Origin of the sequence: Flavobacterium ammoniigenes, from assembly GCF_020886055.1 — a bacterium.
Lineage (GTDB): Bacteria > Bacteroidota > Bacteroidia > Flavobacteriales > Flavobacteriaceae > Flavobacterium > Flavobacterium ammoniigenes.
In genome coordinates this window covers 890,448-916,300 of sequence record NZ_AP025184.1, presented here as the reverse complement: position 1 = coordinate 916,300, position 25,853 = coordinate 890,448, and the positions used below count along the sequence as shown (strand labels likewise).

The window sequence follows — 25,853 nt, the reverse complement described above, 5'->3', positions numbered from 1 at the left end:
AGTTTTGACCATTGGATTTTTTAAACATTAATATCCAGTATTTTGAGTCAAGTTAGAATTGGTATTCAATTCAGTTTGAGGAATTGGGTATACATTGAATTTAGCATCAATACTTGCTCCATTCAAAGCATTACCTTTCCATTGCCATAATTTAGCGCTTCCAGTAAATTTGTTAGCACGGATCAAATCTTGTCTTCTATGACCTTCCCAGTATAACTCTCTAGCTCTTTCATCCAAAATAAAATCTGGAGTAATATCTGAATCATTTGCTACTGCAGCTGCTCCAGCACGAGTTCTTAATGCGTTAACATAACCTCTAGCAACAGATTTAGATGCAGAAGCCACATTGTTAGCTGCTAATTCTGCATACATTAAATACGCATCTGCTAATCTAAATAATGGGAAATCAGTATCTGTGTGTGTTAAATTACTACCATTAGCTCCAGCAGAAGTTTTGTTAGAGAATTTTTTTACTTTCAATCCACCATTTCCAAAGAAATCAGAAACAGTATTAATTGTCAAAGTTGAAGTAGATCCAGCATCAAACATCGCTCTTCTATCAGTCGTACCTGTCAAATCAGAGAATACGTTAGCAAACTCTTTACGAGCAGCTAATCCGTACCAACCACCATCAACACCAACTTCAGTATTCCAACCTCCAGTTGCAGCATGAATAATGAAAGTAGTTCCACCCCATGTTTTAGTGTTTACACCGTTAAAACGAATTGGAAAAATAATTTCAGATTGTACTGCAGTTCTATCATTATCAGCCATAAACAAGTTGCTATAAGGAACATTAGCAATTGTATAAGCAGATCCAATTACAGAGTTTATAGCTGCAAGTGCTTCCGCATCTTTACTAGTTCCAATGTATACTTTAGCGTTCAAATACAATTTAGCCAATAACATTTTAGCAGCTACTTTGTCAACTCTTCCGTACTCGTTAGTTCTAGCATCTTTTAAATCAGCATCAATAGCATTCAATTCTTTAACTAAAAAGTCAAAAACAAACGCTCTGTCTTTTTCAACTGGTTTAGTACCAACTAAATCTGCATCAGTTGCAAATGCTACTTTTCCAAACAAATCAATACCATGATAGTACGATAATGCTCTCAAGAAACGCACCTCAGCTCTATATGTTTTAATCTCTGCTTTTACTGCATCACTAACTCCTCTTGAAGCTAATTTTTCGTCAGTTGTAGCACGCAAAAATTCGTTAGATAATCCTACTTGGTAAAATACTCTTGCATAAAACGCTTTTACAAAACGGTTGTCTGCATTCCAAGTATGATTGTTCAATTCTGGTAAAGTTGGATCTCCCCATGAAACCATAGCTTCATCAGTAGGCAACTCTTGTAATTGCCAGTATCCTCTTAAATATTGACCAAAACCTTCGTCAATACCTTGAATATCAGCACTTCCATCAGGTCCATTTTGACCTGTAACAGCTAAACCTGCATAGATTTTAGCTAAAAACTGTTTGTAAGAACTTGGGTCTTTGTAGAAAGCTTCTGATGTAAAATCATCATCATCTTTTGGAGACACATTCATATCATTAGTACATGATACAAAAAATGCAATTAATCCAAGAAATACAAATAATTTAAAATTAATTGATTTTATCTTTTTCATAATAGTGTATATTAAAAATTATAGTTTAATCCGAATAAGAACATTCTTGCACGTGGATAAATTGTACTATCTATACCTCCAAAAACTTCAGGATCCATTCCTTTGTATTTAGAAATTGTCAATACGTTTTGAACTCCAGAGTACAAACGTAAAGAGGATGATTGAACATTAAATGGCGCTTCAATTAAGTATCCAATTGTTACGTTATCTAATTTTAACCAAGAAGCATCTTTAACGTAGTAATCAGATTCAGCTCTTTTTTGAGTAAACAATGTATTGTCAAAATCAACAGTAGTATTGTTGATAGCATTAACATTGTTATCAGAGATACTTTGAGATAAGAAACTTCTACTTGCATTTACATTATCATAAATATAATTCCCTAAACTTGTTCTCCAAGCCATTGAGAAATCCCATTTTTTGTAGTTGTAGTTCGTCATGAATCCCATTGTGATATCAGCATTTGGTTTTTTAAATGCATGTTTATCTAATGATGTTATTTGACCGTCACCATTTCTATCTACATAAACCCCTTCTACTGGTTTTCCTGCAGCATCATACACTTGCTCATACAACCAGAAAGTATTTGGAGCTAAACGCTCTTGGTGAATTTGTGAATACACATCTAAACCAACTGAACCTTGGAAAAATTCAAGACCACCAAGATTTTTAATTTTGATATCATTGTAAGCAATGTTGTAGTTAAAATTCAAAGATGAATTAGCAGTTTCAATTGCTTTATAATTAATGTTTAATTCCGCCCCTTTTGAAGTTAATGAACCAATGTTTTGGAAACCAGCAGTTCTAAAGTTCTGTAATGAACCTTCAGGAACATAAGCAATCAAATCGTTTGAAGTTTTACTGTATACATCTAACGAACCTGTTACTTTATCGTTAAACAATCCGAAATCCAAACCAGCATTCACTGTTGTAGTTTCTTCCCATTTCAAGTTAGCATTGTATCCTTCAGGACGACCCAATTGATAGAATTGACTTCCAAATTGGTAAGTAGCTCCTGAAGTTAAAGCACTTAAATTATATCTTTGGAAATAATCATAAGCTGCTCCTCCAATATCTTGTTGACCTGTAACCCCCCATCCTAAACGTAATTTCAATTCAGAAACAGTTTTAGAATTTTTCAAGAATTCTTCGCTAGACACTTTCCAAGCAAAAGCTGCTCCAGGGAAATTACCCCAACGGTTTAACTCAGAAAATCTTGAAGAACCATCACGTCTAAAGTTAAGTGTAAGTAAGTATTTTTCACTTAAGTCTACATTCAATCTAGAATAATACGCTTGCAAATTTACACCTGGACTTGTTACAACATCTGGTTTTTGTTCAGCAGCTGGCAATAAAGTGTTAGTTGAATAATAGCTCTCTGAATCAAAGTTTTGATATGAATAACCTGCTGTTAAATCCACTTTTACATTACCAAATTTTTTGTTGTAATTCAAATAACCATCTAACAATGTATTGGTTGAGTTACCCCATGTGTTTTGATTGTATCCTAATTTTCCCGCATTATATAGTCCTGCTCTAGAATTAGCACTTGTAACATTGGTACCTTTACTTTCAATTCTATCATACCCTAAATTAGCCACCGCTTTGATGTCTTCAAAGAAGTGTAACTTATATTCCGTTTGAATGTTTCCATAAACACGAGTGCTTTTCCCTTGATTGTCTTTTTGTTGCAATAAAGCTACTGGGTTAGCTGCTCCATAAACAGTATAGTTATTAGGAGAATTTAATGTGAAACTTTCTTTATAACCCCCAAATGGTGAATTAGCGTCGTAGTTTACATAAGTTGGATTGAATGAAATAGCTGAACCGATAGCTCCTTCATCAGCATATCTATTTTTTTCAGTAGCATAGTTAGCATTCACTTCAAATTTCAAGTGATTGTCTAAAAATGATGGTGTCATAGACAACGCAATGGTATTTCTTTTGAATGAAGAAGTTTCTAAAACCCCATCAATATTAGTTTTACCAACAGATAATCTCGTTGGAATTACTTTTAAGAAATTACCTCTTAAAGACAAATCATTTGAAAATGTAATACCATTACGGTAAATTTCATCTTGCCAATCAGTACTTCCAGTTCCTAACAAACCTACTCTTGAAGGTACGTAAGTAGTAATAATATTTCTAAACTCATCCGCTGTATATACATCTACTTTTTTAGCAACTGTATTCAATGTAGTTAATGAGTTAAATGAAACTTTTACACCGTCTTGTTTTGTTCCTTTTTTAGTTTTGATCAATACTACACCATTCGATCCACGAGAACCGTAGATGGCTGTAGCCGAAGCATCTTTCAAAATAGAGAATGATTCAATGTCATTTGGGTTGATAGAAGACAATCCGTTATTAACTGGTAAACCGTCGATAACTACCAAAGGATCATTAGATGCTCCTAAAGAAGCTCCTCCTCTAATTCGGATTGCAGCACCATCTCCAGGACGACCGCCTTGAGTTACTACAACACCTGCAACTCTACCATTCAGTAAGTTTTCAGTATTTGTAATAGCTCCTTTGTTGAAATCTTTTGCCGTAATTACAGCAACTGATCCTGTCGCATCTTTCTTTTTAACAGACCCGTACCCTACTTGAACTACTACTTCTTGAAGTTGATTTTCAGCCTCTTGAAGTTTTACCGTTAGGTTAGCTTGGTTAGAATAGGTAATGGTTTGTCCTTTGTATCCTACAAATGAGAATACCACAGCATCACCTTGTTTAATTTTTGACAATTTAAATTTACCGTCAAAATCAGTAGTAACACTTTGTTGCGCTCCTTTTACTACCACATTTACTCCTGGAATTGGTTGATTTGATTTAGCATCAACAACAACACCATTAAATGAACTCTGTGCCAACAAACTTGCTGGTAAGAGTAGTAATAAAACTAACAACTTTTTGTAAATTGTTTTCATACTTGTTTGTTTAAATTAATTGAAATTTTGGTTTACTTTAATAAACTATTACATTACTTCGAATAACAAACATAATAAAACGATAACGATTTCGAAAGCACGAAAACGATTTCTTTTTACGAAAACGTGATAGTGTTGAAAAGTTTGCACTGACAACAATTAATATCGGGTATTTTTGCAATTGAAATAATTTAACAATACTTTTATTCACAATAACCATTTCTCCCTTTTACAATGAAAAGAAAAGTCACGCTAAAACAAATTGCTAAGGAACTTGACGTTTCTATTTCTACTGTTTCCAAATCATTGAGGAACAGCCACGAAATTGGTGAAGAAACTCGTTTAAAGGTTCAAGCTTTTGCTAAATTGTATCACTACAAACCCAACAATATTGCCCTGAGTTTAAAAAATCGAAAAACTAAAACCATCGGCATCATTATTCCTGAAATTGTACATTATTTCTTTTCTACGGTAATCAACGGAATTGAACATGTAGCCAATGAAAATGGCTATAGTGTCGTTATCTGTTTATCAGACGACTCTTTCGATAAGGAAGTATTAAATATGGAAATGCTAGCCAATGGAAGTATTGATGGTTTTATCATGTCCTTATCTAAAGAAACACAATTCAAAGGCGACTTTCACCACATTACTGAAGTGATTAGCCAAGGCATGCCAGTAGTTATGTTTGATCGAGTTACTAATGATATTCTTTGCGACAAAGTGATTATTGACGATCAAGCTGCAGCCTACGAAGCGGTACAAAGCCTAATAGATAAAGGGAAGAAAAAAATTGCGCTGGTTACAACTGTCGATTATGTGAGTGTTGGAAAACTGCGCACTGACGGATATATTAAAGCATTATTAGACAACGACATCCCTTTTGATGAAAATTTAATTATCAAAATTGAAAATGTGGATACCTGCGAAATTACCATTAGTAAATTATTAGAAGACAAAACTATTGATGCTATTTTTGCAGTGAATGAACTATTTGCGGTAACCATTATAAAAATGGCCAACAAAATGGGACTTCAGGTACCTAATGATGTTGCGGTAATTGCGTTTACAGACGGTATTATTTCAAAATATTCAACTCCTACCATCACCACCGTAAGTCAGAATGGAAAAAAAATGGGAGCTAAAGCTGCTAAAATACTCATCAAGCGATTAGAAGCTGATGATTATAATGAAGGGGAAGAGAATTATGTCACCGAAGTAATTTCCACCCATTTAATAGAAAGAGAATCTACAAATTAGAACCAATTTGTTAATTCATTCAGTACTACAACCTTGTAGTTCAATTTTTCATGTAAAAAAACGAGTTTTGAAATAAAAGTTATAGGTATTTATTTATATTTGGACCATCAAAGCTTTTACTATTACTTCGAAAATTACAGTTAAGTTTTGATAAGCATAGCGCTTATCGTATTAATTTAAACCTTACGATAATGGAAAAGCGTAAATTAAGTACCGCCGAAATCTGGACAATGAGTTTTGGATTTTTGGGGATACAAATGGGTTTTGCATTGCAAAATGCTAATGCCAGCCGAATTCTTCAAATTTTTGGTGCCGATGTGCACGAACTTTCATGGTTTTGGATAATTGCACCTTTAATGGGATTGATTGTACAACCTATCATCGGTTACTACAGTGACAAAACTTGGGGAAGATTTGGAAGAAGAAAACCATTTTTCTTTGCCGGTGCAGTACTAGCTTCAATAGGCTTAATCCTTATGCCGCAAGCCGAAATCTTCATTGCTGTACTTCCTGCTTTATGGGTGGGTGCCGGAATGTTAATGATTATGGACGCCTCCTTCAATATTGCGATGGAACCTTTCAGAGCTTTAGTGGGCGACAACCTAAGAACCGATCAAAGAACTGCAGGATTCAGCGTGCAAACGGCCTTAATTGGATTTGGAGCCGTTATTGGGTCTTGGCTTCCTTATGTATTAACCAATTGGTTTGGAATTTCCAACAAAAACGAAGAAGGCGGTGTTCCTTATAATTTAATCTTATCCTTTATCATTGGAGCTGTCGTATTAGTAGGATCAGTATTGATTTCTATTTTTAGCACCAAAGAATATTCACCTGAAGAATTAGCACAATTTGCTGATGAAAAACCAATTTCAGAAAAAGAATCTAGCCTTTTTGATGTAATTGACGATTTTAGACAAATGCCCTCTACGATGAGACAATTGGCTTTTGTTCAGTTTTTCTCATGGTTTGGATTGTTTGGGATGTGGGTATTTACTACTCCAGCTATTGCACATCATATTTATGGATTGCCTATCAGTGATAACTCTAGTGATGCCTATCAAAATGCAGGCGACTGGGTAGGGGTTTTATTTGGCGTGTACAACTTAGTTTCGGCTATCTATGCTTTTGCTTTGCCCTACATCGCTAAACAAATTGGACGAAAATCAACTCATGCTATCTCACTAACAATTGGGGGTCTTGGATTAATTTCAATGTATTTTATGCCCAATGAAAATTGGTTAATTCTTTCTATGATCGCAATAGGAATTGCTTGGGCTAGTATTTTATCTATGCCATTTGCTATTCTTGCAGGTTCTATTTCTCCTTTTAAAATGGGAGTGTACATGGGAATATTCAACTTTTTTGTGGTATTGCCACAAATCGTAAACGCCTTAATTGGTGGTCCTTTAGTTAAATATGTGTATCAAGACAACGCTATTTATGCCATTGTAACTAGTGGAGTGAGTTTCATCATCGCTGCACTTTTAGTGACACGTGTTAAAGATGTAGATGACGTAGTAAAAAAATAAATAATGACAAAAAAAGCATTCATATTCGACCTTGACGGCGTAATTGTAGATACGGCTAAATACCATTATTTGGCTTGGAAAAAAATTGCAACCGCCTTAGGTATCGAATTTACACACGAACACAACGAATTATTAAAAGGAGTAAGCCGCGTACGCTCACTCGATATTATATTAGGTTTAGGAAACGTAGATGCTTCTCAAGAGCAAAAAGACCAATGGTTGATACAAAAAAACGAAGAGTATTTATCCTATTTAGTGGATATGGATCAAAGTGAAATTCTTCCTGGAGTGATGACGGTTTTGGAATTTTTGAAAGCCAATCATCAACCTATCGCCTTAGGATCAGCGAGTAAAAATGCCCGACCTATTTTAGAAAAAACAGGAATCTTATCTTATTTTGATGCCATTGTGGACGGAAATGACGTAAGTAACGCTAAACCTGATCCAGAAGTTTTTCTTCAAGCGGCTCAAAAATTAGGCATTAGCAACGAAAACTCAATTGTTTTTGAAGATTCGGTTGCCGGAATTCAAGCCGCTAACATTGCGGCTATGACCAGTATTGGTATTGGAGAAGCGGCTATTTTAAACGAAGCAAAATTCAATTTTCAAGACTTCACTTATATCGATGAAGCCTTTTTAAATTCACTTATAAATAATTAAAATGAGAATTAGGACTCATTAGTTCCTTTTCGAATTTCAAATTTTCAAATTAACAAAATGAATCAAGATTATATTAAACCAGACAACTGGTCGATTATTGAAGAAGGATTTGATGTAGAAAGAGTAAAATCATCCGAAAGTCTTTTTAGTATTGGAAACGGTGCCATGGGGCAACGTGCCAATTTTGAAGAAACCTATTCTGGCGAAACCTTTCAAGGATCTTATATTGCCGGAATCTATTATCCAGACAAAACCAAAGTGGGCTGGTGGAAAAATGGTTATCCAGAATATTTTGCCAAAGTATTGAATGCACCCAATTGGATTGGAATCGATATTGAAATCAATGGAGAAAATTTAGATTTACATCAATGTGCTTCTGTTCGAAAATTCCGCCGTGAATTGAATATGAAAGAAGGTTGGTACCAACGTTCTTTTGAAGCTACTTTGCAAAACGGAACCGAGATTGCAGTCAATGTAAAACGCTTCTTATCAATCGATTTGGACGAAGTGGGAATGATCAATTATGAAATTTCTCCTATAAATAAAGATGCCAAAATTGTATACAAACCCTTCATCGACGCAGGTGTAACCAATGAAGATGCGAACTGGGAAGAAAAATTTTGGGAACCATTGGAAGTGAAAAAAGGAAGCAATGAAGCTTTTGTAACGGCTCAAACGTTCAAGACGCATTTCAAAGCAACTACTTTCATGCACAATAGCATTTGGGCCAATGGAAAAAACGAAAATATTTCTCCAGTAGCCATAGATGCGACTAACGAAAAAATCCAACACAGTTACGAAACCGTAATTGCACAAGGACAAACCTCAGCGATTCAAAAAATTGGTGGCTATACCGTTTCTATGAATCATGCTAATACCCAATCTGCAGCTGAAAATGCAATTAAATTGGCTTTAGCTAAAGGATATGATGTCCTTTTAGAAGAACAAAAAACAGCTTGGGCTAAAATCTGGGAAATGTCAGATATCACTATCGAAGGTGATGTGAAAGCACAACAAGGAATCCGTTTCAATATTTTCCAATTGAACCAAACCTATTTAGGAAAAGATTCTCGTTTAAATATTGGCCCCAAAGGATTCACCGGAGAAAAATACGGTGGCTCTACCTATTGGGATACTGAAGCCTATTGTATTCCTTTCTATATGGCAACCAAAGACCAAGAAGTGGCTCGTAATTTATTGACCTATCGTTACAACCAATTGGACAAAGCCATAGAAAATGCTGGTAAATTAGGATTCACTAATGGCGCCGCTTTGTACCCAATGGTAACCATGAACGGTGAAGAATGCCATAACGAATGGGAAATTACTTTCGAAGAAATTCATAGAAATGGTGCAATCGCTTTTGCCATTTTTAACTATTACCGTTTTACAGGAGATTATAGTTATATTCCTGAAAAAGGATTGGAAGTATTAATTGGTATTGCTCGTTTTTGGCACCAAAGAGCTACTTTCTCAACCCATAAAAATCAGTATGTGATTTTAGGAGTTACCGGTCCAAATGAATATGAAAATAATGTCAACAATAATTTCTACACTAATTACATTGCCAAATGGTGTATTGATTATGCGGCTGAACAAATTCAGAAAGTATCTTTAGAATACCCATCTGATCACAAACGCGTTATCGAAAAAGTAAATTTATCCGATGCCGAATTACAAGATTGGAAAAAAGTGGCGGATAATATGTACTTCCCGCAATCAGAAGAATTGGGAGTGTATTTGCAACAAGACGGATTCTTGGATAAAGAATTAGTTCGCGTTGCCGATTTAGACAGAAGTCAACGCCCGATCAACCAAAAATGGTCTTGGGATAGAATTTTACGTTCGCCTTATATCAAACAAGCCGATGTTTTGCAATGTTTTTACTTCTTTGAAGATCATTTCTCTAAAGAACAATTGAAAAATAATTTTGAATTCTACGAATCGTTTACGGTTCATGAAAGTTCGCTTTCACCTTGTGTTCACTCCATCCAGGCAGCTGTTTTGGATAAAATGGACATGGCATATACTTTCTATTTGAGAACTTCTCGTTTGGACTTAGATGATTATAACAAAGAAGTAGAAGAAGGATGTCATATCACTTCCATGGCAGGTACATGGATGAGCATTGTTGAAGGTTTTGGCGGTATGCGTGTAAAGGATAACAGCTTACATTTTGCGCCAAAAATTCCAAAAGAATGGGAAGGATACTCCTTCAAAATTAATTTCAGAAACCAAATTGTAAAAGTAACGGTTGATCAAAAAGCAACTCAAATTGCTTTAGAGGGTAACACCGCTATTACAGTTGTCGTTAATGGAAAAGAAATTGCTGTAGCTGCAAATGCTGCAGTTACGGTTTAAACAAAAATGGTAAGAAACCCTTTTAGACGATAATTCTAAAAGGGTTTTTAATTGAGATACAATGAAAAAAATAATCCTATTAATCGTTTTACTTTCCATGCAAATGCAAGCTCAAAGTCCTCAAGTGAGTTCTGGCAAAGTGCAGCGCATTGACAACTTTAAATCCAACTATGTTGATTCAAGAACTATTGATGTTTGGCTGCCGGATGGGTATTCTGACACACAACAATATGCTGTCTTGTATATGCACGATGGACAAATGTTGTACGATGCAGCCACAACTTGGAACAAGCAATCATGGGAAGTGGATGAAGTAGCTGGAAAATTGATTTCAGAAGGCAAGATCAAAAAATTCATTGTAGTAGGTATTTGGAATAATTCACAAAAACGCCATCCTGAATATTTTCCGCAAAAGCCCTATGAAAGTTTAAATCAAACACAAAAAGACACGATTACGGCACAATTACAAAAAGCTGGAAGGACAAAAGAAATCTTTCATCCTATCTCCGATTTGTATCTGAAATTTGTGGTGACCGAATTAAAACCCTATATCGATAGTCATTTTGCTACTATAAAAAACAAAGAAAATACTGTTATTGCGGGATCCAGTATGGGCGGATTAATTTCCATGTATGCCATTTGCGAATATCCGGAAGTTTTTGGCGGTGCTGCTTGTATTTCAACCCATTGGCCTGGAACATTTTCCTCTGAGAATAACCCTATTCCAAACGCTTTTATAAAGTATATGGAGTCCCATTTACCCAATCCAAAAACACACCAAATCTATTTCGATTATGGCAATAAAACACTAGATGCGTTGTATCCTGAGTTACAGAAAAAAGTAGATGCTCTTATGCAGAAAAAAGGTTTTACCAACACCAATTGGTCGACCCAATTTTTTGATGGAAAAGACCATTCCGAAAAATCGTGGGCAGAACGTCTACACATTCCTTTGCAATTTTTATTAAAAAAATAAATTTTACTTCTATGAAAAAGTTTCTCTTTTTATTACTGACCACAAGCTTTGCATTTGCTCAAATCGATCGAGTGGAACCGCCGTTTTGGTATGCCGACATGAATCTATCAGAAGTACAGATTATGTTTTACGGAAAAAATATTGCCCAAAATGAAGTAGCTGTTTCCAATGGAGTGGTGATTAAAACCATTCAGAAAACAGAAAATCCTAACTATCTATTTGTAACGATTGACACTAAAAATCAACCGGCACAAGAGCTTGTTTTTTCGTTTTCCAAAAATAAAAAAGTAGCCTTTACAAAGCCTTATAGCTTGAAATCAAGAAGAGAAAATTCCCGCTTTCGCAAAGGATTTGATAGCTCAGACATGGTTTATTTGTTGATGCCCGATCGTTTTGCAAACGGCAACCCAAATAATGACAGCACCAAAGAAACGATTGAAAAAGCCAATCGTGCCAATAAAGACGGTCGACACGGTGGGGATATCGAAGGTATCATCAATAATTTAGATTACATCAAGTCATTAGGCGCCACTGCCATTTGGCCTACTCCACTTTGCGAAGACAATGACGAAAGAGGTTCGTACCATACTTACGGTCAATCCGATGTGTACAAAATCGATTCCCGTTTTGGAACCAATGAAGATTATGTTCGTTTGAGTGCCGAATTACACCAACGCGGCATGAAAAATATTATGGATTATGTGACGAATCATTGGGGGTACAAACATTGGATGATGAATGACTTACCAACTTACGATTGGATTCATCAATTTCCAGGTTTTAAACAAACCAATTATAGAATGACATCTCAATTTGATCCCAATGCATCCAAAACAGATGCTGCCATGTGCATGGACGGATGGTTTGTCAAATCGATGCCCGACTTGAATCAGTCGAATCCATTAGTATTAAATTACCTAATTCAAAATGCTATTTGGTGGATTGAATATGCCGACTTAGACGGCTTTAGAGTAGACACTTATTCGTATTGCGATAAGAAAGGTATTGCAACTTGGACTAAAGCTATTACCGACGAGTACCCGCATTTTAATATTGTAGGAGAAGTGTGGATGCACGATCAAGCGCAAATGGCTTATTGGCAAAAAGACAGTAAAATTGGAGCGATCCAAAGCTACAATTCCAACCTGCCTTCGGTAATGGATTTTACCTTACATGATGCTATTAACGGAGGTGTTTTTAACGAAAGTAAAGCCAATTGGGACAAAGGAATTATCAAAGTATATGAAAATTTTACGAATGATTTCCTATATCCAAACACCAATAATCTCTTGGTTTTTGCCGAAAATCACGATACCAGTCGTTTTAACCAAATATACCAAGGCGATTTTAAAAAATACCAAATGGCCATGAGTTTGGTCGCTACAGTTCGTGGGATTCCGCAATTATATTACGGTTCTGAAATTGGTATGAAAGGGGATAAAAATGTAGGGGATGGCGATATTCGTCACGATTTCCCAGGGGGATGGAAAGGCGATACTAACAATGCTTTTTCTGCTGTGGGTCGTACCATGGAACAACAACAGTATTATGATTTTACAGCGCAATTATTCAACTGGAGGAAAGGAAAATCAGTGATTCATACAGGAAAAACTACACATTTTGTTCCTGAAAACAATGTCTACACTTATTTTAGATACAATGATTCGGAAAGTGTTATGGTTTTGCTGAACAATTCGGATGAAAAACAAGAAGTAAACGTTGCTCGTTTTAGAGAAAACACTCAGAATTATTCAACTGGAAAAGATGTGATTACTGGACAAATAATTAACCTTAAAAACAACATTAATATTGAGGCCAAATCAGCTTTAATATTAGAACTTAAATAATGAATACCATGAAAAAAAATATTCTATTAGTTGCCCTTTTGGCGGCATTCGTTGTGCCAAATGCAACTCAAGCGCAAACTAAAAAAGTAACGAACTCCACTCCATTTGTATGGGAAGGAGCCAATCTTTATTTCTTATTGACCGACCGTTTTAACAACGGAGATTCAAGCAATGATAGCAATTACAACCGAAATAAAGAAACAGGTAAATTACGTGGTTTCATGGGTGGTGATGTTAAAGGAATAACTCAAAAAATTGAAGAAGGCTATTTTGACCAATTGGGAATTAATGCGATTTGGATGACGCCTTTAGTGGAGCAAATTCACGATGGAACAGATGAAGGAACTGGATATAGCTATGGTTTTCATGGGTATTGGGCCAAAGACTGGACTGCTTTAGATCCTAACTTTGGCACTCCTGAAGAAGTAAAAAACATGGTTGAAAAAGCACACCAACACGGTATTCGAATCGTATTTGATGGGGTAATTAATCACACCGGTCCTGTTACACCACAAGATGCCGTTTGGCCAGAAAATTGGGTACGAACATCTCCAGCTTGCGATTATAAAAATTATAAAAATACTACGGCTTGTACCTTAGTTGCCAATCTTCCAGACATTCTAACGGAGAGCGAACAAAACGTAGAATTGCCTGCAGCTTTAGTCGAAAAATGGAAAAAAGAAGGTCGCTACGAACAAGAAGTAAAAGAATTAGACGAGTTCTTTGCGCGTACTGGTTACCCAAGAGCACCTAAATACTATATTATTAAATGGTTGACGGATTACATTACTGAATACGGAATTGACGGTTACCGTGCTGATACTACAAAACATTTGGAGGAAGGTGTTTGGGCCGAATTCAAAAAACAATGCGACTATGCTTTTGTAACTTGGAAGAAAAATAATCCTGCAAAAGTATTGGACAACACAGCTTTTTACACTACTGGTGAAGTTTCTGGTTATAACATTAGCGGTGGTTTATACTATGATTTTGGCGATAAAAAAGTAAACTACTTTGCTAATGGATTCAATAGTTTAATCAATTTTGAATTTAAAAACGAAGCCAAAAAAGACTACGAAAGTTTGTTTTCTTACTACTCCAATACATTGCAAAAAGAGTTAAAAGGATTTGGGGTATTGAATTATGTTTCTTCTCACGACGACTCCACTCCTTTTGATGGTAAAAGAGAAAAAACTTTTGAAAGTGCTACCAAATTATTGCTAACTCCTGGAACGGCACAAGTCTATTACGGAGACGAATCAGGCCGTAATTTAGTAATTGAAGGAACTAAAGGCGATGCGACTTTGCGTTCATTCATGAATTGGGAGGATATCAAAAACAACCCAACTACTCAAAAAACCTTGGCACACTGGCAAAAATTAGGTCAATTTCGAAAAAATCATCCTGCAGTAGGAGCTGGTGTTCATCAAAAAATTTCAGCTAGTCCTTATGTGTTTAGTCGTACTTTTTTTCAAGAAAATTACACGGATCAAGTAGTTGTAGGATTGGATCTAACCAAAGGCAAAAAAACGATTCCAACCGGAACTATCTTTCAAAATGGAGCTAAACTAATAGATGCTTATTCTGGAAAAGAGGCGGTTGTTACCAATGGAAAAGTAACAGTTGATTCAGAATATGATTTGGTTCTTTTGGAATTAAAAAAATAAAATACAATTCAATTATAGCAACGCCTTTAAGAATAAAGGCGTTTTTTTATTCTTAACTTTGTCGTTCAAAATCAATAAATGAATCAAAACTTTGATATACTAATTGTGGGAGGTGGCGCTGCTGGATTTTTTTCGGCGATCAATATCGTAGAGCGCAATCCTAAACTCAAAGTGGCGATTCTAGAACGCGGGAAAGAAGTACTTTCCAAAGTGCGGGTTTCAGGAGGAGGTCGTTGCAATGTCACTCATGCCTGTTTTGATCCCAACGAATTAGTGAAATTTTATCCCAGGGGTGAAAAAGAACTACGCGGTCCGTTTCATCAATTTTGTTCTGGTGATACCATCGAATGGTTTGAAAAACATGGTATCGAACTTAAAATTGAAGACGATGGTAGAATGTTTCCTGTTTCCAATTCTTCACAAACCATCATCGATTGTTTTTTACATGCTAGTCACAAATTAGGCATTACCATCTTGACAGGACAAAGTGTTCAATCCATTTTCAAAAAAGAAAATTGCTGGAAAATTGAAACACAAACCGAAAATTATCTAGCCGAAAAATTGATTTTAGCTACTGGAAGCAATCCGAAAATTTGGGATATGTTGCATACCTTCGGCCATGCTATAATTACACCTGTTCCTTCTCTATTTACCTTTAATGTCAAAGATCCTCGAATTAAGGAATTACCGGGTATTGCAACTCAAGTGAACGTCAAAGTAATAGGCAGCAAACTAGAGTCAACAGGCCCTTTATTAATTACCCATTGGGGAATGAGCGGTCCTGCCATTTTAAAATTATCGGCTTGGGGAGCACGCATCTTACACGATAAAAACTACCAATTTGCGATAGAAGTGAATTGGCTCAACGATATCGATACTGAAGAAGCAGAAACTCTTTTGAAAGAACTCAAACAAGAACATGCCAAAAAAACAGTAGCCAAAAAATCGCCATTGGAAGTGCAAAATCGGTTGTGGGAAAGTTTGGTTCTCGCTTCCGGAATTGGTGCAGAAACCAAATGGGCTGATTTATCCAAAATTCAATTGCAAAACCTAGCCAACCAACTTACTAAAGGGATTTTTCAAGTCAACGGCAAAAGTACTTTTAAAGAAGAATTTGTCACAGCGGGCGGCATTGATTTGAAAGAAATTAATTTCAAAACTATGGAAAGTAAATTACATCCTAACTTATATTTTGCTGGCGAAATCGTCAATATAGACGCCATTACAGGTGGCTTTAACTTCCAAAATGCCTGGACATCTGGGTTTATTGTAGCGAATGCTATAGCAGAATTATAAAAATGGTATTGCTTACAAACTAGAAAGGCAACTACCTATTTAACCACCAAATACTAGCCGTCAATACCGAAGCAAAACTTACCCAAGCCAAATACGGCAGCATTAAATAGCTCGCTGTTTTGTTAATTTTAGCAAATTGAGAATAGGTTTCAAAAATCATAAGCCAAAGCAAAACTACTTCGATAGTTGCCAACATCAGATTGTGCAATCCAAAAAATAAATACGACCAAAGCGCATTCAATACCAATTGGATGGCAAAAATTTGCAAGGCTTTAGTAACTGCTACTTTTTGCGTTGTAATTTGATTCCAAATGAATCCCGCTGCAACACCCATCATCACATACAACGAAGTCCAAACCGGAGCAAAAATCCAATTGGGAGGATTAAAACTAGGTTTGACTAAAGTAGGATACCAAGTGGTTATTGAAGTACGGGTGACCATACCAGACACATAGCCCACTACTAAACAAATAACAACAACAATGGCAACACGAGAGAATTTATTCATTTTGTTTATTTTGAATCAAATTTAGTCAAAACCAATTCAGCAAAAAAAGTATCTTTGCTAAAATTTTGATTCATGGCCACAGCAAACGATTTTATTCCAGCTCCCTATACCCATTCGATTGATCAGGGTGTTTTTCAATGGTCGGCGCCAAGTAATATTGCATTGGTAAAGTATTGGGGGAAAAAAGAAAATCAAATTCCCGCGAATCCTTCGGTAAGTTTTACCTTGAATAATTGTAAAACCATTACCCAATTGGCTTTCGCCAAAAAACAGAATCAAGACCCATCGACTTTTTCTTTTGACTTACTTTTTGAAGGAAAGCCAAAAGAAGATTTTAAACCCAAAATTCAAAAGTTTTTAGAGCGAATTGAAATCTATTTGCCTTTTTTGAAAGACTATCATTTTACAATTGATACTCAAAATACCTTTCCACACAGTTCCGGAATTGCTTCTTCGGCTTCTGGAATGGCAGCGTTAGCCATGAATTTAATGAGTTTGGAAAAGGAATTGAATCCTGCAATGACCGAAGCGTATTTTTACCAAAAAGCCTCTTTGCTAGCACGTTTAGGTTCGGGTAGCGCCTGTCGAAGTGTTAAAGGAGAACTAGTAGTTTGGGGTAATCAAGCGAATATTCCTGGAAGTTCGGATTTATTTGGAGTAGAATTTCCACACACAATTCATGATACTTTCAAGAATTACCAAGACACGATACTTTTAGTAGATAAAGGCGAAAAACAAGTATCTAGCACATTGGGTCACGATTTGATGCACCACCATCCATTTGCCGAAAGACGATTTACACAAGCACATGAAAATTTAGACCAACTGATTGCTATTTTTGAATCGGGAAATCTAGAACAGTTCATCGCTGTTGTGGAAAGCGAAGCCTTGACACTACATGCCATGATGATGACTTCGATGCCATATTTTATCTTAATGAAACCGAATACATTAGAAATTATCAATCGTATTTGGCAATTCAGAAATGCAACTCAAATACCTGTTTGTTTTACCTTAGATGCCGGTGCTAACGTTCATGTTCTCTACCCATATCAAGTGAAAGAAAAAGTCTTGCAATTTATTCAGGACGAATTAGTTGGCTATTGTCAAAATGGTCAGTATATTTGTGATCAAATTGGAAATGGCAGTCAATTAATTGATTAATCAACAGTATGAAAGGACCTTTATTTTATTCAAAAATATTACTCTTTGGAGAATACGGAATTATTCAAGACTCCAAAGGACTTTCAATTCCCTATAATTTTTATAACGGTGCCTTAAAAACCGACAAAAATCCTTCGGAAGAAGCTATTACCTCTAACGGACATTTGAAACGTTTTGTGGCGCATTTGAAAAATTTAGCCGTTGAACAGCCTACTCTAGTACAATTTGATTTAGTTACTTTAGAACAAGATGTAAATAAAGGTATGTACTTTGACTCCAGCATTCCGCAAGGATATGGAGTGGGAAGTAGCGGTGCTTTAGTTGCAGCTATTTACGACAAATATGCCCAACATAAAATCACCGTTTTAGAAAACCTAACTCGTGAAAAATTGTTAGAATTAAAAACCATTTTTTCTCAAATGGAAAGCTTTTTTCATGGAAAAAGTTCTGGTTTAGATCCGTTAAACAGTTATTTAAGCATCCCAATTTTAATCAACTCCAAAGACAATATTGAAGCGACGGGCATTCCAACACAAAGCCTAGATGGCAAAGGAGCGGTTTTCTTAATCGACTCTGGAATTGTAGGTGAAACTGCTCCAATGGTAAATATTTTCATGGAAAATTTGAAAGACCAAGGTTTCCGAAACATGCTTAAAACACAATTTGTAAAATATACGGATTCGTGTGTAGAGAATTTCTTAGGTGGCGATATTAAATCATTGTTTGCCAATACTAAAAAACTATCTAAAGTAGTTTTAAGCCATTTCAAACCGATGATCCCAGAAGAATTTCACGCGATTTGGCAAAAAGGAATTGATACCAATGACTACTATTTAAAATTGTGTGGTTCAGGTGGCGGTGGCTATATCTTAGGATTTACCGAAGATTTAGAACGTGCCAAAACTTCTCTGAAAGACTACAAATTAGAAGTGGTATACCAATTCTAATTCCAATCATTTAATAACCTTACCATGCTAAGCAAAGCGAACAAATTGGTGATTAAGAAAATTATCAGCTTGTTCTCTGTAGTAAGAGGGTACAACATTCCCATTATTATCTTAGCGCAATACCTATCAGCCGTTTTTATCTTGGCACCTGAGCAAAGAGCGCTAAACGTTCTACTCGACTTTAATTTATTTATCTTGGTTTTTGCTTCAGGTTTGACAATTGCCTCTGGTTATATTATCAATTCTTTTTACGACAGTAAAAAAGATTTAATCAATCGCCCTAATAAATCCATGCTCGATCGATTGGTGAGTCAAAAAACCAAACTGAATGTCTATTTCACGCTCAATTTCATAGTCGCATTAATGGCCTTATTTGTTTCCTGGCGTGCCTTTCTATTTTTTTCAGTGTACATTTTCCTGATTTGGTTCTATTCCCATAAAATAAAAAAACAGCCTTTTATCGGGAATTTAATGTCGGCCTTTTTAGCGGTATTGCCTTTTTTTGCCATCCTCTTATATTATTACAACCAAATCCCATTTGAAGCAATTGAAAACTACAGCAATCAATTGGCAGTAATTTTTGCTCATGCTAGCTTTTTATTTTTGTTATTACTCATTCGAGAAATGATAAAGGATTTAGAAAATCTAAAAGGGGACTTAGCCAATAATTACAAAACTATCCCCATTGTTTATGGTGAAAAATTTTCGAAAAATATAATCTCGGTTTTAATTATTGCTACAGTTCTTCCTGTGTATATATTAATTGAAATTTACGATGTAGGTTATATGGACACTTACTTTTACGGTTGTTTAATTGTACTCCTCTTCTTTGTTTTGGCTTTACAAAAAGCAACGCAAAAAGAACAATTTCTTCGATTGCATAATGTTTTAAAGTTCCTCATTGTAGCCGGAGTCTTTTGTATCGTGTTAATTAATCCATCCGTTTTGTGGCACGGAAAACGATTGTTGCATTTTATGTAACAACTGCTGATTTCAACTCTTTGATGCTAAAATCGTTTCTCAAGGATATAAATACTATCTTTGCAGGCTGAAGGACAATTTCGTCCGAATGCAGCATTAAATTACCAATTATCATGAATACTAATAGAGGTGGTGGAAGAACCAATAGTTCTAGACCCAATTCAAATAAGCCAAAGCCAGCGATGCAAAAGCGTGCGCAGGGTCCTAAAAAGGCTAAAATCAACACAAAGGTTGCTGAAGTAGAAGCTAGTAAAGTAGCTAAAAAACCAAATCAAGAGCCTAAAAGAGCCAAGGCGGCTGACGAAATTCGTTTGAATAAATACATCGCAAACTCAGGAGTATGTTCTCGACGCGATGCCGATATTTACATCCAATCAGGGAATGTAAAAGTAAATGGAGTTCCTGTAACTGAAATGGGGTATTTAGTAAAAATAACCGATACAGTTAATTTTGACGGAGTCCAATTAACGCCAGAGAAAAAAGAATACATCCTTTTGAACAAACCTAAAAACTTTACAACAGCACTTGACGAAGGCCAAGAATTTCGTAATGTTTTGGAATTGGTTCGTGGAGCTACCACTGCCAAAATTGGCGCCGTAGGTCGAATGGATAAAAATACTACTGGATTGTTATTGTTTACCAATGACACGGATATGATTAGAAAATTTACTTTACCTAATCAAAAATCATCTAAAATCTACCAAGTTTCCTTAGATAAAAATTTGAAATACGAAGATTTAGAAAAAATTAGTAAAGGTTTAGTTTTAGACGGACACCGTGTATTTGTAGAAGAAGTAAGTTATATCGATAACGAACCTAAGAGTGAAATCGGTCTTAAATTACGTTCTTCCAATGTAAAAGTAGTTCGTGCTATTTTTGAAAACTTCGATTACAATGTATTGCGTATTGATCGTGTCGCATTTGCAGGTTTAACCAAAAAGAATTTACCGCGAGGCAATTGGCGAATGCTTACAGAACAAGAAATAATTAATTTGAAAAACGTTTAGTTATCAAATTCAATTCATAAAAAAACCTGCCAATTACTTGGCAGGTTTTTTATTTTTTAGACTATGATTATCCTTTAAACTTTTTAACAGGAGTTTCTTCTTTCTTGTCTAAGCCTCTTTTTCGTAGTAAGGGCTCAATACTTGGCTCTGCACCACGAAAACGTTTGTACAAGACCATTGGATCCTCTGTTCCACCTTTTTCCAAAACATTTTTTCGGAAAGACTTCGCTTTTTCAGGATTAAAAAGAGTAGTGATTTTAAACGCTTCAAAAGCATCAGTATCCAAAACTCCAGACCAGATATAACTGTAATATCCTGAAGAATAGCCCCCCGAAAATATATGACTGAAGTACGTACTTCTATATCTTGGAATAATAGATTCAATTAAGCCAATTTTATTCATGGCTTGTTTTTCGAAAGTATTGGCGTCAATGGTGATGTCTTTAGTTTGAGAATGGTATGCCAAATCCAATAATGATGCAGCTAAATATTCAGTAGTTCCAAAACCTTGATCAAAGGTTCCTGACTTTTTCAATTTAGCAATTAAAGCATCGGGAATCACAGCGCCAGTTTGATAATGTTTAGCAAATAGTTTAAGTACTTCCGGTTCTGCTGCCCAGTTTTCCATAATTTGCGAAGGCAATTCAACGAAATCTCTTGGCACACTTGTTCCAGCTAAACTTTTGTAGGTTACATTGGACAACAAACCATGTAAAGAATGCCCAAATTCATGAAATAGCGTTGTCACTTCGTCAAAAGTTAATAACGCTGGTTTGTTTTCTGTTGGTTTTGTAAAATTGCACACAATCGAAACTACTGGTGCTTTACGAATGCCATTTTCTGTTTTTTGGTTTCTATATGATGTCATCCAAGCCCCACCTCTTTTGGATTCACGTGGATGAAAATCGGTGTACAGTACCCCAACATGAGTTCCGTCAGCTTCTAAAACTTCAAAAGCAGTTACTGCTTCGTGGTATTTAGGAATGTCTTTTAATTCTTTAAACTGTAATCCATATAATTTTTGCGCCACTTGAAAAGCTCCGTTTCTTACCAGTTCTAAACTAAAATACGGACTCAATTCTTGCTCGTCTAGATCAAATCGTTCTTTTCTGATTTTCTCTGTATAATAGCGCCAATCATAGGGTTGCACCGGTCCTTTAATCCCGTCTTTAGCCATCATTTTTTGAATGTCGGCAGCTTCTACTTTGGCTTTTTCCAAAGCAGGTTTCCATAAATCATTCAATAATTTATTGACATTTTCTGGTGTTTTGGCCATAGATTCTTCCAATACATAATTAGAGTGGGACGCATATCCTAACAAACGTGCTTTTTGTCCACGAAGATTGGCTAACTGAATCGCATTGGCTTTGTTATCCGTTTCATCATCGTGATTAGCACGCGTTTGATAAGCATTCCAAATTTCTTGACGCAGTTTTCTATTGGCACTGTATTGCAAGAAGGGCATCACGCTTGAATTGGCTAAAGTAAACACCCAACTTCCTGATTTTCCTTTAGCTTTAGCATCGGCCGCTGCCGCATCAATAATACTTTGAGGAAGTCCTGCTAATTCTTTTTGATCCGTAATGACCAATTGGTATTTATTGGTCTCCGCCAAAATGTTTTGGCCGTATTTCAAACTCAATAAAGACAAATCTCCATTAATTTTTCGAAGCGTTTCTTTCTCTGAAGGAGACAAATTAGCGCCAGAACGAACAAAATCTTTATAGGCGTTATCTAAAATTCGAGCTTGCTCTAAATTCAATCCTAAGGTTTCTTTTTTGTTCCAAAGTGTTTTCACTCTTGCGAACAATTTCTCATTCAAATAGATGTTATCGCGGTGTGATGATAAATTGGGAGAAACTTCTTTGGCTATAGTTTGAATTTCTTTGTTGGTGTGAGCCGAATTCAAATTAGAGAAAACGGTGTTGACATTTGATAATAACTCTCCCGCATTTTCCATTGCCAAAATTGTATTCTCAAATGTAGGCTCGGCTGTATTATTTGCAATCGCATCAATCTCAGCAGCATTCCTTTTAATACCCTCTAAAATAGCGGGTTTAAAATGTTCGTTCTTAATTTGATCAAAAGGCGGAACATTAAATGACGTATTATACGCCTGGAAAAATGGGTTCATAGTGGTCATTTCTTGTGCATTTGCGGTTAGCATACTTCCTATGACTAGACAAACAAATAAAGTTTTTTGTATCATAAATTGGAGAATTAAAAAAGTAAATTTAATCAAATACTACAAACAATTACTTATAAAATGAAAAGAGAATAAAATAAAAATAATTACTTTAGCCAAAGTCATTATAACCCAATTCGATATGAAAAAGTTGCTATTACCATTTGTTTTATTGTGTGCTTTTATTACTTCAGCTCAAGAATTTAAAAATTACGGAACCCCATTAAATAGTGGGGATAAAAATTTTACTGCCCCGATGTTCAATTCTTTAAATCAAATTTCAGAATATAGAAAAGGATATTTAAATGATAGGAAAATAGATGGCAGCCCTTATATAATTGAAGCTTTTACCCCTTCAGAAATCGTGGGTATACAACATACTTTCAACATGAGATACAATGCCTATGCGGATGAAATTGAAGTAGAAAAAAGTGCAAATGAAATTTATGCTTTGAAAAAAGAAAGTGAATTCAATACCATTCTAATAAATCGCGGAGCATATAAATTACGCTTAGTCAATTATTGGGGTACTTCTAAAAAAGAAAGCAATGGCTATCTTGTTGAAATTGCTTCTGGAAATGAAATCACCTTATTTAGAAGAGATAAAATTGAACTACTTCCAGGCAAAGAGGCCATGACTTCATTTGAAATAACAACACAACCTAAATTAATTCGGATGAAGGCACGTTATTTTATTGGCATCAAGAATAATCCAATTATAGCTTTTCCTGAAAATAAAAAACAATTAATCAATAGCTTCCCGAATTTTAAAGATCAAATAACAAATTTCATTAAATCGAACGATTTGGATTTTGATAATGAAACCGATCTTAGCAAAATTGCCTTATTCCTGGGTACATTGTAAAATAAAAAAAGCTTCTCAATTGAGAAGCTTTTTTTGTGCGGATAATAGGACTCGAACCTACACGCCTTGCGGCACCAGATCCTAAGTCTGGCATGTCTACCAATTTCACCATATCCGCGTAATTGTGGGTGCAAATATACACATAAGTTCTAATTTTCAAAGCAAATTAAACAAAAATATTTCACTCCTTTTTTGTACTTTTGAGGGTGTAATCTGAAATCTATTTATGGAAAATATTGCGTCTTACGTTCAGAAAAATAAAGAGCGTTTCATCAACGAATTAATTGAATTATTAAGAATTCCATCAGTAAGTGCCGATACTGCTTACGCTCAAGATGTCTTTGACACCGCCGATGCCGTAAAAACAAGCTTGGAAAAAGCGGGCTGTGATCTAGTTGAAATTTGTGACACTCCTGGATATCCTATCGTTTATGGCGAAAAAATAATCGATCCTAATTTACCTACTGTTTTAGTGTATGGTCATTATGATGTACAACCCCCAGATCCTATGGAACTGTGGACTTCCCCTCCATTTGAACCTGTAATCAAAACTACCGAAATTCACCCTGATGGTGCTATTTTTGCGCGTGGCGCTTGCGATGACAAAGGACAAATGTACATGCATGTCAAAGCATTTGAATTTATGGTTAGCACAAATTGTTTGCCCTGCAATGTAAAATTCATGATTGAAGGCGAAGAAGAAATTGGTTCCAAAAGTTTGAGTTGGTTTGTAGAACGCAACCAAGTAAAACTAAAAAATGATGTGATTTTAATTTCGGATACTGGAATGATTTCAAATCAACAACCCTCCATTACGACAGGGCTTCGTGGTTTGAGTTATGTTGAAGTCGAAGTTACAGGACCCAATCGCGATTTACATTCTGGATTGTATGGTGGGGCTGTTGCTAATCCAATCAATGTGCTAAGCAAAATGATTGCTTCGCTTCATGATGAAAATAATCATATTACTATTCCGGGATTTTATGACAATGTAGAAGAACTTTCTGCTGCTGAAAGAGCCGAAATGGCCAAAGCCCCTTTTAGTTTGGAAAACTATAAAAAAGCCTTAGACATAGATGCTGTTTATGGCGAAACAGGCTATGTAACCAACGAAAGAAACTCAATCCGTCCAACACTTGACGTGAATGGAATTTGGGGTGGATACACCGGTGAAGGCGCTAAGACAGTTATTGCAAGTAAGGCTTTCGCCAAAATATCGATGCGTTTGGTTCCGAATCAAGATTGGGAACAAATCACTGAATTATTTACCAATCATTTCTTGAGTATTGCTCCTGCAGGCGTAACGGTAAAAGTAACACCTCATCATGGTGGACAAGGTTATGTTACACCAATAGACAGTATTGGCTACCAAGCTGCCAACAAAGCCTACACCGAAACCTTTGGCGTTCCTGCAATTCCGGTTCGCTCCGGCGGAAGTATCCCAATTGTAGCTTTATTCGAAAAAGAATTGAAAAGTAAAACCATCTTGATGGGATTTGGATTGGATAGCGATGCCATTCACTCACCAAACGAACATTTTGGAATATTTAACTACTTGAAAGGAATCGAAACCATTCCGTTATTTTACAAGTATTTTGTAGAATTAAGTAAATAGTTGGTCTATTATGAATAAAAAAATCACGGCAACTGCTGCCTTTATAGGATTGGTTGCCATAATATTAGGTGCTTTTGGCGCACACGCTTTAAAAAAAGTACTCACTCCAGAACAATTAATTAGTTTTGAAACAGGGGTGCGTTACCAAATGTACCAAGCGTTCTTTTTGTTCTTTTTAGGCACTCAAAAGGATATTTTGGAGAAAACTAAAAAAACAATCTTTACACTAATCCTATCAGGAACTCTTTTCTTTTCGGGATCAATTTATCTGTTGTCCACGACGGGAATAACAGGTGTTAGTTTCAAATCCATCGGATTCATAACGCCAATAGGCGGATTATTACTGATACTCGCATGGGGAATGCTCGGTTATTCGATTTTAAAAACAAGAAAATAAAAAAAGCGGTTTCAATTGAAACCGCT

The 25,853-nt window shown here is 35.7% G+C and carries 19 protein-coding genes and 1 tRNA gene; 15 read left to right on the top strand and 5 right to left on the bottom strand.

Going from position 1 to position 25,853, the window contains the following annotated elements:
• Positions 1-27: 27 nt before the first annotated feature.
• The gene (locus LPC21_RS04095) at positions 28-1,632 is read right to left on the bottom strand and encodes a RagB/SusD family nutrient uptake outer membrane protein (protein WP_229318234.1); all 1,605 of its coding nucleotides are present in this window, start codon (positions 1,630-1,632) and stop codon (positions 28-30) included.
• Between the two features lie 11 nt (positions 1,633-1,643).
• Positions 1,644-4,562, bottom strand: coding sequence for a SusC/RagA family TonB-linked outer membrane protein (locus LPC21_RS04090; RefSeq protein ID WP_229318233.1), 2,919 nt, complete (start codon positions 4,560-4,562; stop codon positions 1,644-1,646).
• Positions 4,563-4,796: 234 nt separating this feature from the next.
• Between LPC21_RS04090 and LPC21_RS04085 the strand changes: the two genes are divergently transcribed.
• From LPC21_RS04085 to LPC21_RS04050, 8 genes are all read left to right on the top strand, one after another.
• Complete coding sequence (locus LPC21_RS04085) at positions 4,797-5,822, top strand: LacI family DNA-binding transcriptional regulator (protein ID WP_229318232.1); 1,026 nt, start codon at positions 4,797-4,799, stop codon at positions 5,820-5,822.
• 191 nt (positions 5,823-6,013) lie between these two features.
• Positions 6,014-7,351: an MFS transporter gene (locus LPC21_RS04080; RefSeq protein ID WP_229318231.1), complete on the top strand. Its 1,338-nt coding sequence runs from the start codon at positions 6,014-6,016 to the stop codon at positions 7,349-7,351.
• Positions 7,352-7,354: 3 nt separating this feature from the next.
• Positions 7,355-8,011 carry a beta-phosphoglucomutase gene (gene pgmB, locus LPC21_RS04075; RefSeq protein ID WP_229318230.1) on the top strand — a complete coding sequence of 219 codons (657 nt, stop codon included), beginning with the start codon at positions 7,355-7,357 and terminating at the stop codon, positions 8,009-8,011.
• Between the two features lie 57 nt (positions 8,012-8,068).
• Complete coding sequence (locus LPC21_RS04070) at positions 8,069-10,372, top strand: glycoside hydrolase family 65 protein (RefSeq protein WP_229318229.1); 2,304 nt, start codon at positions 8,069-8,071, stop codon at positions 10,370-10,372.
• 61 nt (positions 10,373-10,433) lie between these two features.
• On the top strand, positions 10,434-11,348 hold the full coding sequence (locus tag LPC21_RS04065; protein ID WP_229318228.1) for an alpha/beta hydrolase: 915 nt from the start codon (positions 10,434-10,436) through the stop codon (positions 11,346-11,348).
• 11 nt (positions 11,349-11,359) lie between these two features.
• The gene (locus LPC21_RS04060; RefSeq protein WP_229318227.1) at positions 11,360-13,195 is read left to right on the top strand and encodes a glycoside hydrolase family 13 protein; all 1,836 of its coding nucleotides are present in this window, start codon (positions 11,360-11,362) and stop codon (positions 13,193-13,195) included.
• 8 nt (positions 13,196-13,203) lie between these two features.
• Complete coding sequence (locus tag LPC21_RS04055) at positions 13,204-14,862, top strand: alpha-amylase family glycosyl hydrolase (RefSeq protein WP_229318226.1); 1,659 nt, start codon at positions 13,204-13,206, stop codon at positions 14,860-14,862.
• 78 nt (positions 14,863-14,940) lie between these two features.
• Complete coding sequence (locus LPC21_RS04050) at positions 14,941-16,158, top strand: BaiN/RdsA family NAD(P)/FAD-dependent oxidoreductase (protein WP_229318225.1); 1,218 nt, start codon at positions 14,941-14,943, stop codon at positions 16,156-16,158.
• A gap of 31 nt (positions 16,159-16,189) precedes the next feature.
• On the opposite strand, the gene LPC21_RS04045 is transcribed toward LPC21_RS04050, so the two are convergent.
• Positions 16,190-16,666 (bottom strand): TspO/MBR family protein, encoded by a 477-nt coding sequence (locus LPC21_RS04045; protein ID WP_229318224.1) that lies wholly within the window; start codon positions 16,664-16,666, stop codon positions 16,190-16,192.
• A 72-nt stretch (positions 16,667-16,738) separates the two neighbouring features.
• On the opposite strand from LPC21_RS04045, the gene LPC21_RS04040 reads away from it, so the two are divergent.
• The 4 genes from LPC21_RS04040 (at position 16,739) to LPC21_RS04025 (ending at position 20,765) form a co-directional block, all read left to right on the top strand.
• Complete coding sequence (locus LPC21_RS04040) at positions 16,739-17,830, top strand: diphosphomevalonate decarboxylase (protein WP_229318223.1); 1,092 nt, start codon at positions 16,739-16,741, stop codon at positions 17,828-17,830.
• A gap of 8 nt (positions 17,831-17,838) precedes the next feature.
• Positions 17,839-18,777, top strand: a complete 939-nt coding sequence (locus LPC21_RS04035; protein WP_229318222.1) for a mevalonate kinase family protein — start codon at positions 17,839-17,841, stop codon at positions 18,775-18,777.
• A 24-nt stretch (positions 18,778-18,801) separates the two neighbouring features.
• A complete protein-coding gene (locus LPC21_RS04030) occupies positions 18,802-19,758 on the top strand; it encodes a geranylgeranylglycerol-phosphate geranylgeranyltransferase (RefSeq protein WP_229318221.1) in 957 nt (318 codons plus the stop codon).
• A gap of 113 nt (positions 19,759-19,871) precedes the next feature.
• Complete coding sequence (locus LPC21_RS04025; protein ID WP_229318220.1) at positions 19,872-20,765, top strand: pseudouridine synthase; 894 nt, start codon at positions 19,872-19,874, stop codon at positions 20,763-20,765.
• 67 nt (positions 20,766-20,832) lie between these two features.
• Here LPC21_RS04025 and LPC21_RS04020 read toward each other — a convergent pair whose 3' ends face one another.
• Positions 20,833-22,974, bottom strand: a complete 2,142-nt coding sequence (locus tag LPC21_RS04020) for a M3 family metallopeptidase (protein ID WP_229318219.1) — start codon at positions 22,972-22,974, stop codon at positions 20,833-20,835.
• 118 nt (positions 22,975-23,092) lie between these two features.
• Here LPC21_RS04020 and LPC21_RS04015 point away from each other — a divergent pair, with 118 nt between their 5' ends.
• Positions 23,093-23,815 carry a hypothetical protein gene (locus tag LPC21_RS04015; protein ID WP_229318218.1) on the top strand — a complete coding sequence of 241 codons (723 nt, stop codon included), beginning with the start codon at positions 23,093-23,095 and terminating at the stop codon, positions 23,813-23,815.
• Positions 23,816-23,851: 36 nt separating this feature from the next.
• On the opposite strand, the gene LPC21_RS04010 is transcribed toward LPC21_RS04015, so the two are convergent.
• Positions 23,852-23,933 (bottom strand) — tRNA-Leu (locus LPC21_RS04010).
• 108 nt (positions 23,934-24,041) lie between these two features.
• On the opposite strand from LPC21_RS04010, the gene LPC21_RS04005 reads away from it, so the two are divergent.
• Positions 24,042-25,430 carry a dipeptidase gene (locus LPC21_RS04005; RefSeq protein WP_229318217.1) on the top strand — a complete coding sequence of 463 codons (1,389 nt, stop codon included), beginning with the start codon at positions 24,042-24,044 and terminating at the stop codon, positions 25,428-25,430.
• A 10-nt stretch (positions 25,431-25,440) separates the two neighbouring features.
• Positions 25,441-25,827, top strand: coding sequence for a DUF423 domain-containing protein (locus LPC21_RS04000; protein WP_229318216.1), 387 nt, complete (start codon positions 25,441-25,443; stop codon positions 25,825-25,827).
• Positions 25,828-25,853: the final 26 nt, after the last annotated feature.